This window comes from Pedobacter sp. 01N416, from assembly GCF_056399685.1.
Map to the genome: position 1 here is coordinate 1 of NZ_JBFTRT010000151.1, position 10,836 is coordinate 10,836.

Below are 10,836 nucleotides of genomic sequence, written 5' to 3' on the forward strand. Positions count from 1 at the left end.
GACCTATTATGGCAATCAGATGAAGCTTAATGGATATGGATTTAAAAGCTTTGGATTATTGACCAATCCGAGCAAAACCAGGATAAAAATAATAACCATACTCGCAAAGTATACCTACGATAAGTATACTACAGATCACCTGGATGCCATCACAGCCGAAGTCGAAGCCTATTTTGCTGCCCATCCTGGTCTAAAATCAAGTGATCATTCACTTGTCATAAGTCCGTCCATACCAAGCGGCATCGGCAACCCCTATGTAGGTTACGGAAAATACTGTTTTTGGCCCGATCGTGGAGAAGAAGTTACCAGTACTACCGGGCTGGGGGGATTAATGCACGAACTGGGACATGGTATAAATCTTGACCACAACAGACAGCGGGAGTCAAGAATAAATGACCCGAACTACGGAACTTCACTAATGGGAAGCGGAAATGGAACTTATGGGAAATCACCTACATTTCTTACCGAAGCAGATTGTGCCATTTTAAATAGCAATCAGGTTTTTCAAACGAATACTTCCATCACTTATTATGGGGCGGTAACAGCGAATATCAAAAAAATGTATGCTTCTTATTCAGCTACTAAAGGGGCTATTATTGCCTCAGGCAGGTTTACCAGCAGCGTTCCGGTTACGGGTGTTGCCTATTTTCTTGACCCTAATGTTAATAACGAAGGCGTAGGAGTGAATAAAGACTATAATGCAGTAACCTGGAGTACAAAAATAATTGGTACAGATAGTTTTTATGTAGAAATGCCGATGACTGAAATGAGAAATACTGATAAAGCGAACAATCCGGCAGAATTAAAAGTAAAACTAGTTCATGAGAACGGGATGATTACCAATACGACCTACGATTTTAACTTTTTGAACAATATTCCAATCATCAATATAACCCCTGGTCCCGATAAATCAGCTTGGAAGGTTATTGGTGTAAGTTCTGAAGAAGCCACTTACGAAGCATCAAAAATAATTGATGATAACTTAGGTACATTTTGGTTTGCGAAATTTTCTGAGCCTGCGGCAAAGTTGCCCCATCACCTGATTGTTGATATGGGTAAACAGTTACAGGCTGATGGACTTACCATTAACCAGCGTCAGGACGTTTATAGAATGGTTAAAAATGTTGAAATACTCACCAGTACCGACAATGTAAATTGGGTGTCGGCAGGAGATTATGTGGTTCCGAATGTTAAAGCCGCTTCGAAATTGCCATTTAGTGCTGCCAGGACCTTCCGGTATTTTAAGATCATTGTTAAATCTAATTACGACACGGCAGAACCTGATAAATCATGCGTTGCCGAAGTGAGCATTTATAAAAACTAACCAGAAGCGCAAGCTAAGCTGGGAAGTAATGAGTTTATTACAATAAATGGTGCGGAAATCTTAAAGTTTAAGGTTTTCGCACTATTCATTTAAGATTTTCCCTATAGAATCACTGGCCAAATAAACAATTTTACCCTTTAATATACCTGCATATCGCGAGAATTTTTACTACACATTAAACTATATCCCAATAAACAATAAATGATCAAAATTTATTAAGCAGATCATTAAATCCGAAAAAAGATTGGACCAATGGCGCAATGTATGCAGGAATGATGGCATGGGCACGCCTGGCCGATACCGATAGTTATTATAAAAAGCTGATCCAGGTTGGTGAAGATAACAAATGGAACACCGGTAGAGCCCGGTTTATGGCAGACGACTATTGTGTTGGTCAGCTCTATTCGCAGTTGTATAGTATTTATAAAAGGCCTGAATATATCCAGCAGTTTAAAGCCCTGGCCGATACCATTGTTTCTTTACCACATGTAGAAAGCCTGGAATGGAAAAATGGTATTTATAGCCGCGAATGGGCCTGGTGCGATGCATTGTTTATGGGGCCGCCAGCTTTGGGTTATTTAAGCCAGGCAACTGGTGATGCAAAATATCTGGATAAATCGATCGCACTTTGGTGGAAATCTTCAGCCTATTTATACGATAAAGACGAGCATCTTTTTTACCGCGATAGCCGTTATTTTAACAAAAAAGAAAAAAATGGAACCAAGGTATTCTGGAGCAGGGGCAATGGATGGGTAATGGGTGGTTTAGTACGGCTATTATCGGTAACACCCCAAAATCACCCTGAGCGTAAAAAATTGGTAAAGTTGTTTGTCAGCATGTCTGAGAAGCTGGCCTCGCTGCAACAGGCAGATGGAAGCTGGCATGCGAGTTTGCTCGATCCCGAAAGTTATCCTTCAAAAGAAACCAGTGGTACCGGATTTATCTGTTATGCAATGGCCTGGGGAGTAAACAACGGACTTATTCCCTACAAAAAATACGAAAGCGTAATTTCTAAAGCATGGGATGCACTTAGTTCTTCTGTTCATCCTGATGGGAAATTGGGTTTTGTACAGGCTCAGGGTGCTGCGCCCGATAAAGTTGGTTATGAGGATACTGATGTTTATGGTGTTGGCGCTTTTTTATTGGCAGGCAGCGAAATGTTCCGTTTAAACCTGGCGCATAACGATAAAAGTATTGTTGCCGAAGCATACAACGGATCGTCGGACAGTAATAATCAAACCATAAAGGTTGCATGGCCTCAGGTTGTAAAAAAAGTTAAAGTAAAAGATCCCAAACAATTAATAGCCAGAGATGCTGCCAGTGGGCAAATTGTGCCTTTAAATGTGAGTTATAAAGATGAAAAAATAACAGGGCTTTACATCACCACGGACCTTAACGCTGGAGCCAGCAAATTTTTCGAAATCAGCACAAAATAATCATTTAGCCATGAACAATCTTAGATACGCCTTTTTGTTATGCATAATACTTTTAACAACAAGTACCGTTGCCGACGCACAAAAACCAAAGAAAACGAAAACAGATCCGGTAGCAAGCGGCGCACAAGACAGAGCCTTTTGGGTTAAAACCCTGTATAAAATTGCCTATCCCGTTATCCATAACCTGGCCAATAATACATTGAAAAAAAATATGGCTACCGAGGTAGCGCCACACTATTATAACAATGTAAGGGAGGTAGGCTATACAGAAGCATTAGGGCGTACTTTTGCGGGGATTGCCCCTTGGTTAAGCCTGCCAGATGATGATACGGAAGAGGGGAAGCTAAGGGCAAAGTTTAAGGCTGAGACCATTCGAGCCTTAAGCAATGCGGTTGATCCATCAAGTGCTGATTACATCAATTTCAGAACAGACGCACAGCCGATTGTAGATGCAGCTTATGTAGTGCAGGGGTTTCTACGTGCGCCTAACATTTGGAAAGCACTAAACGAAACCACACAAAAAAGATATATAGCCGAGATTAAATCGTTAAGAAATAGAACCGGTGCATATAACAACTGGCTTTTGTTCCAAGCCATAGAAGAGGCCTGGCTGTTAAGCGTAGGAGAGGAGTACGAACCATACCGCACCATGACAGCCATTAACAAGCTGAATGAATGGTACGTTGGAGACGGTTGGTATTCTGATGGATCGAGCTTCAGTACCGATTATTACAATTCTTATGTTATCCATCCGATGATGATAGACATTTTGAAGGTTATGGTAGCCAAGAAAAAGATGGCTGAGGCACAGCTAACCAAGGCCACAGACAGGGCTGCACGTTACGCCCAGATTACCGAACGCATGATTTCTTCAACAGGCGAATACCCACCGATAGGAAGAAGTGTAACTTACCGTACAGCAGCTTTTCAAGCCTTAGGGCAGATTGCGCTGGATCAAAAATTACCTAAAGAATTAAGCCCCGCGCAAGTGCGTTGTGCACTGACCAAAGTGTTCGAAAATATGTATGCTGGCGATCAAAATTTTGATGCGCAGGGATGGTTGGTTTTAGGATTTAACGGCCACCAGCCAGAAATTGCCGATCCATATACCTGTACCGGTAGCCTTTATATGGCAACACTTGGGTTTTTGCCATTAGGGTTACCCGCCGACAATGCATTTTGGACAGAAGCAGCTGCACCTTGGACCGCTCAAAAAGCCTGGACGGGCAGCTCTTTTCTAAAAGACCATTCATCAGGTAAGTAAACTTAAAACCGCTCATCAAGGATATGAAGCCGATCTATTATTTTGTTTTCCTGTTAATTGGTTGTATTAATTTAGCTCATGGGCAAACCGTAAAAAACCGGCCAAACGTAATTATTATTTATGTTGATGATATGGGTTATGGGGATTTGAGTAGTTATGGCGCCGAAATTGCCACACCCAATATCGATAAAATTGGCAAGACAGGCATCCGTTTTACTAATTTTTACGTGGCTGCACCCGTATGTACACCTTCGAGATATGGGTTGCTTACCGGCACATACCCTCAACGCTCAAAACATAACCTCACTTTTGCGCTTATGCCAAATGATAAAAATTATCTGGATACAAGTGAAATTACACTGGCTAACTGCTTTAAATCAGAAGGGTATTTAACAGGGATTATAGGTAAGTGGCATCTGGGGCAGGCTAATCCTTTAAACCTTCCGGTAGACTATGGTTTCGACCTTTTTACAGGGTCAGTTGGTGGTTGCATTGATTATTTTCTACACTCATATGGACAACTGAAAAAAGACTGGTATGTGAATGGCCAGCTTAAGGATGAAAAAGGTTATAGTACAGATCTTCTCACTGATCATGCTATTGATTTTATCCATTCAGCATCTAAAGATGAGCAGCCTTTCTTTCTTTATCTGTCATACAATGCGCCCCATTATGGCAAAACAGATCCTGAAAACATGGTGGATTACACACTATCCCTAGAAAATCCTAAACAAACAGGTGCGATAAATCTGAATACACTGCAGGTTCCGGAGAAATATTTGAAAAGAGTCTCCAACATTCCTGATCTGTATCGCAGGACTTATGCGGCAATGGTTACCTGTTTAGATGATAACGTGGGAAGGTTAATCGCCCGCCTTAAAAAGGAAGGTGTTATAGAAAATACAATGGTCTGGTTCATTTCTGATAATGGCGGATATTCACAAAGTTATTTCGGGCATGCAAGCAATGGAAAACTAAGAGGACAGAAAGCTGATTTATGGGAAGGTGGTATAAGAGTGCCCGCCCTACTGAGTTGGCCGGCTATGATCAAATCAGCACAGGTTGTAAATACACCTCTGGTTAATATGGATCTTATGCCTACGCTTACAGCGATCATCGGAGCCTCTAAAAAGGTACATACAGATGGAGCAGATATTAGGGCGGTTCTTTTTGATCAAGGAGATCTTAAGCGAAATTTGTATTGGAAATATGGTAAACAAACTGCGATAAGAAGTGGGGATTGGAAACTTGTAAATCGTACTGAATTGTACAATCTTAAACTTGATGAAGGCGAAACAATAAACGTTGCTCAGCAGCATCCCGACATCGTAAAGGCCTTAAATATCGCATTTTCGAATAATATGCAATGATCGGACAGGGATAAAATCATTTTAATATGTTATAAAATAAAGGTGTTTAGCGCTGGCTAAGCACAAGGCAATCGGTTTATACTGATGCAAACTACAATTGAACCAAAATTTAGAATGGTATATATTAGCATAAATAGTAAACTTTGAAATATGGACCACAAAAAGTAAAGAGAATAAAAATAAAAAAATCGATATAGCTTAGTCGATGCAGACCATGATAACTACGATATGATAAAATTCTTTAAAACCAATTTACTCTTTTTAAGCCTTTTTGCAGGCCTTGCTGCAAGTGCCCAAAAAACAATTCTACCCGATGCCAGCTACAACCTGGTGCTAAAAGCACCAGTAACTACCTGGGATGAAGCACTTCCTTTAGGCAATGGTTTAATGGGCGGTTTATTATGGGGTGAAAAAAACACCATCAAACTATCATTAGACCGGGGCGATTTATGGGACGAGCGCACGCATGGAGAGCGCGAATGGTGGAAAAAGTACAATTATCAAAAAGGGGCAGAAATGATTGCCCAAAAGAACTTTAGTGCCATTACCTCCTGGTGGGATGGTGCATATCGAGGTGTGAGTCCGACCAAACTGCCAGCAGGCAGAATAGAACTTAAATTTCCTGACCAGGAGGAGGTTAAAGAATTTGAATTATTGGAATCAACTGCCGAAGGAGTGGCCCGTTTTAATTCGGGTGCAACAATAAATGCGCTGTATAGTGCAACTCACCCTGTCGCCATTCTTTCAATCAAAGGAATTGTTCCTGAAGCCATTGATCTTTTGAGTCCGATGGATGTATACAATAACAACAAAAAAGGACAGGCCGGGCCAAGCAGTGGTGGTTCTGTAAACAAACTGGGTTACCCCGATGCAATACACGGGAAGAATGGTAATGCACAATGGTATATTCAGGATGCATCAGAAGGACTTCGGTATTGTGTATATGTAGAGACTAAAAAAAATGGTAATGAAACTTTACTTGCCCTAACCATTACGTCAACACAAGATACAAAGGATCCTTTAGCCCTGGCACGCGAGCGTTGTACCAAGGCATTAAACAAAGGTTATCTAGCCATGCGCAAACCCCATGTAAAATGGTGGAGAACATTTTGGGAGAAATCGAGTGTAACAATACCTGATACGGCTATTCAAAAACAATATAACCTGGTACAATATTTTTATGGTGCGGCTTCACGTTTAAATGCCCCACCAATGCCACTGCAAGGTGTTTGGACAGCCGATAATGGTGCTTTGCCACCTTGGAAAGGCGATTACCACAATGACCTTAATACACAGATGACTTATATGGCCTACCAGGAATCGGGGCGATATGATGAAGGCGCTTCTTACCTCAATTTTCTTTGGGCTCGCCGTGATTTCTTTAGGGCCTTTGCCAGAGATTTTTATGGAACAGGCGGTTTAGCCTGTCCTGGCGTAATGTCGTATTCCGGCCAGCCTTTAGGTGGCTGGGGACAATACAGCATGTCGCCATCTATGAGTGCCTGGAGTGCACATTTGTTCTACCTGCATTGGCTGTATACGGCCGATGATCAGTTTCTAAAAGAAAAAGCTTATCCATGGAGCGCTGAAGTTGGCGAATGCATGTTGGCTTTATTGAAAAAGGACAGCACTGGTTTGTTAAAATTGCCGCTTTCATCCTCCCCTGAAATTTTTGACAATAGTCCGAAAGCCTGGTTAACACCCAATAGCAATTACGACCTGATGAGTTTAAAAATGCTCTTTCTTTCGTTAAAAGAAATGGCATTGGAATGCGGTAAAATTACAGAAAGTAAGAAATGGGCAGATGCAGCTTTAGCTTTGGGCGATTTTCACACCAAAGCCGATGGCACCTTACTTTTAGATGCCAACTATGAACTCAGTACCAGCCACAGGCATTTATCCAATATCATCGGCATTTATCCTTTCAATCTGATCAATACCGAAAGTGGTAAAAAAGACCAGGAGATAATTGAACCTACCATGAAAAGTTGGGATAAACTCGGTACCCGTGCCTGGGTAGGCTATAGTTTCTCGTGGATGAGCTGCCTGAGGGCAAGAGTAGGAGATGGTGAAGCGGCCGTTAAAAACCTCGATATTTTTGTTAAAGCTTTCGTGCTGCGGAATGGATTTCATGCAAACGGCGATCAGACCAAAAGCGGCTATTCGGGTTTTACTTATCGTCCATTTACTTTAGAAGGTAATTTTCTGGCCTCGCAGGCTGTACACGAAATGTTGCTGCAAAGCTGGAGTGTTACACCCGGCGAGCCACATACCGGCGTGATCAGGATCTTTCCTGCTGTACCTCAAAAATGGGCAGATGTTTCTTTTTCAAACCTAAGGGCCGAAGGCGGTTATATGGTATCGGGTATCAGAAAAAACAAAAAGATTTTCATGTTCAGTATTACAGCAGGCAAAAGTGGGAAACTTCGCATTAAAGATAATTTTATGGGAAAAACACCAAAGTGGAACGTCAAAAACGTGAATAAAATAGACGGAGTATATGAGGTTTATCTCAATAAAGGACAAAAGCTGATCGCTGAGTTTTGATTAAAAGAGGCAGTAGACTGCTTAAAAATGAATAGGTCCGACCTGGCCTGATTGGATATATTTTGGTCAATCTTTAAGATACCTTTAATACTGCATGGCAAATAGTTGAGGCTACCGTTTGGAGCGGAATCAGGTGAACTTTAGCCGAAAAGCCCTTTTTATAAATTATTGTTGATTTTCAGGATGTTGATGTGGTTGAAAAGTGACGACCATCAGTTTTCAATCTGGTGCGCCTCACAAAATTTGACGCAGAACAGGGTAGGTTTGACCAACAGTTTAATCCAATAACCCTGCTATGAAAACATTTAACATATTCCAGAAAAAAATCAGGCCTATCATCCTATTGTTTATGCTCTTCCCGCTGGTTACAGTGGCGCAAACAACATATCAGCTTTCGCAAACAGCCAGCAGTTCAGTTAAGGTAACGGGCACATCCAATGTTCACGATTGGTCGATGACATCCAAACAGTTCGAAAGCACAGGTACATTTAATTTCAATGCCCGTGGTGAAATGACGGACGTAACAGCCCTAAAATTTACCCTGGCAGCAAAGAGCCTCAAAAGCGGTAAATCTGCTATGGACAGCCGTACCTATAAAACGCTTAACGCAGCTGAGTTTCCTAAGATAAGCTATCAGCTCACTTTTGCAACAGTTACCATGGTACAGGCAAAACGGTATGCTATCCAGACAACAGGAATTCTGACTATTGCCGGGAAAACACAGAGCCTTTCAATGAAGGTAATGGCTTTGGTAAATGCAGATGGTTCCATCAGTTGCCATGGCAACGAGCAATTAATGCTAACCGATTATGGTATTGAACCACCAAGTTTTATGCTTGGCACAATGAAGGTGGGGAACAACCTCGTTGTCCGGTTCGAGTTCGAATATGTTAAGGCATCAGTAGCAAAATAACAGTTCATCACTAAGATAAAATCATGAAAAATAAATTTACACGAGTTTCTGCCCTAGCGGTAGCAATTACGAGTTTGTATAGCTTTGGGGTACAGGCACAGGTTTCCAATCTTAGGCCTTATGATAAATCCGGTATTAATGTTTTTGAAGCACCCAAAGATAGCAATGCCGGGTTTGATAAAATAAAAGTCCGTTTTGGTGCGGGATTTACCCAGTCTTTTCAAGGGCTGAAACACGAAAACACATCGGGCGGACTATATAAAATGACCCCTGGTTTTAATACTGCCAATGCCAATCTGTTCATGGATGTACAACTCTCAGATGGGATCAGGCTGAACCTCACGAGCTATCTTTCTTCCCGCCACCACAACGAAACCTGGGTGAAGGGTGGATATATACAGTTTGATAAACTGCCGTTTAAAGGCAAACTGTGGGAAGATATTATGTCGGTAACAACCATCAAAATCGGGCACATGGAAATCAACTATGGCGATCAGCATTTCCGCAGGTCGGATGGCGGGCAAACGATCTACAATCCTTTTATTGAAAATTACATCATGGATGGTTTTACAACTGAAATAGGCGGCGAAGTTTTAGTAAGAAAAAATGCGCTGTTTGGTTTAATCGGTGTTTCAAATGGAATGATCAAAGGTAATATCGATAGCCTGATCGCGACTCCCCAGGATGCAAATGTGCACAAATCACCAGCCGTTTATATAAAAGGCGGCTTTGATAAACAATTGAACGGTGATTTGAGGGTGCGTTTTGCAGCCTCTTATTATAGCAATAACAGTTCAGGCGGACAGACCTTATATGGCGGCGACCGTACCGGGTCTAACTATTTTATGGTGCTGGAAAAAGTTGGCGCAGTAAATACTACTAATGCTTTCTCCGGACGGTTTAACCCCGGTTTTACCAAAAAAGTCAATGCCCTTCAACTAAACGCGTTTATAAAATTTCAGGGGCTAGAACTGTTTGCAACTTATGAAAACGCAAAGGGGAGATCAAAAACGGAGGTAGGTAGCAGAGGAGCCGAGCAGATGGCAATAGATGGCGTTTATAGGTTCGGAAAGACAGAAAATTTCTTTATTGGTGCAAAATATAATGTAGTTACCGCCGCAATGGCTAATGTGCCAGCTGCCGGAACAACACCTGCAATAACTTATAATAATGATGTAAAAATAGACCGCATTGCCATTGCTGCGGGATGGTTTATGACCAAAAACATATTGTTAAAAGGCGAATATGTGAGCCAGAAATATAAAGATTTCCCAACTGCGGATTTCCGAAGCGGAGGAAAATTCAAAGGTTATGTAATCCAGGCTGTTGTAGGATTTTAGCCAATAAACTATTTGGCTGGAACGATTTTGTTCCGGCCTTTAAAAATCATGATGAAGCCACTGTTAATTATCCTTTTTTTGCTATCGGCCGGCTTGAGACCTGCAGGGGAAACCAAAACTACCTCAAGATGGGTAGTGAGTGAAAACAGTATGCTCACTGTTAATGGATCCACCAATATAAACCGCTTTTCCTGTGTAATCCTGCGGTATCCCAAAACCGATACCGTTCTGGTTTCGAAAGATAAAACAGACCATATTGCGCTTTCAGGAACCTTAAATCTGGAGCTGAAAAATTTTGATTGTAAGAGTGCGATGATGACTAAACAACTACTCAATACACTGCAGGAAAACAGGTTTCCAGTCCTAAGGATCAAATTCCTGTCCTTAAAAGAAATCCCTTCCGAAGGTCTGAATAGTTTTGTTAAGGGAGATGTGGAGATCACACTTGCAGGGGTATTAAAAAGATTCGAAATCTGTTATCAGATAAATGTTAAACGGGGCACTATCGAGCTGATAGGACAACAAGCCATTAATTTTTCTGATTTTCAACTGATTCCTTCAAAAAAAATAGGCAGGCTCATCCGGGCTAAAGATAAACTGGTTGTGGCTTTCTTTTTAAAAATGGAACGGGCAGGGTAATTC

The 10,836-nt window shown here is 41.5% G+C and carries 8 protein-coding genes; all 8 read left to right on the top strand.

Annotated features, from left to right (window positions below; all coding sequences use genetic code 11):
* Window positions 1-1,324, top strand: a 1,324-nt coding sequence (locus AC1DND_RS10320) for a discoidin domain-containing protein (RefSeq protein WP_477581375.1), incomplete at its 5' end; no start/stop codon positions are given.
* 197 nt (window positions 1,325-1,521) lie between these two features.
* The gene (locus AC1DND_RS10325; protein WP_477581388.1) at window positions 1,522-2,760 is read left to right on the top strand and encodes a glycoside hydrolase family 88/105 protein; all 1,239 of its coding nucleotides are present in this window, start codon (window positions 1,522-1,524) and stop codon (window positions 2,758-2,760) included.
* A gap of 10 nt (window positions 2,761-2,770) precedes the next feature.
* Window positions 2,771-4,024, top strand: a complete 1,254-nt coding sequence (locus AC1DND_RS10330; RefSeq protein WP_477581377.1) for a DUF2264 domain-containing protein — start codon at window positions 2,771-2,773, stop codon at window positions 4,022-4,024.
* A 23-nt stretch (window positions 4,025-4,047) separates the two neighbouring features.
* On the top strand, window positions 4,048-5,394 hold the full coding sequence (locus AC1DND_RS10335) for a sulfatase-like hydrolase/transferase (protein WP_477581379.1): 1,347 nt from the start codon (window positions 4,048-4,050) through the stop codon (window positions 5,392-5,394).
* A gap of 228 nt (window positions 5,395-5,622) precedes the next feature.
* Window positions 5,623-7,941, top strand: coding sequence for a glycosyl hydrolase family 95 catalytic domain-containing protein (locus AC1DND_RS10340; RefSeq protein WP_477581381.1), 2,319 nt, complete (start codon window positions 5,623-5,625; stop codon window positions 7,939-7,941).
* 295 nt (window positions 7,942-8,236) lie between these two features.
* Window positions 8,237-8,854, top strand: a complete 618-nt coding sequence (locus tag AC1DND_RS10345) for a YceI family protein (RefSeq protein WP_477581382.1) — start codon at window positions 8,237-8,239, stop codon at window positions 8,852-8,854.
* Window positions 8,855-8,877: 23 nt separating this feature from the next.
* Entirely contained in the window at window positions 8,878-10,194 is a 1,317-nt protein-coding gene (locus AC1DND_RS10350; protein ID WP_477581384.1) for a hypothetical protein, read from the top strand.
* A gap of 48 nt (window positions 10,195-10,242) precedes the next feature.
* Window positions 10,243-10,833 (top strand): YceI family protein, encoded by a 591-nt coding sequence (locus tag AC1DND_RS10355; RefSeq protein ID WP_477581386.1) that lies wholly within the window; start codon window positions 10,243-10,245, stop codon window positions 10,831-10,833.
* Window positions 10,834-10,836: the final 3 nt, after the last annotated feature.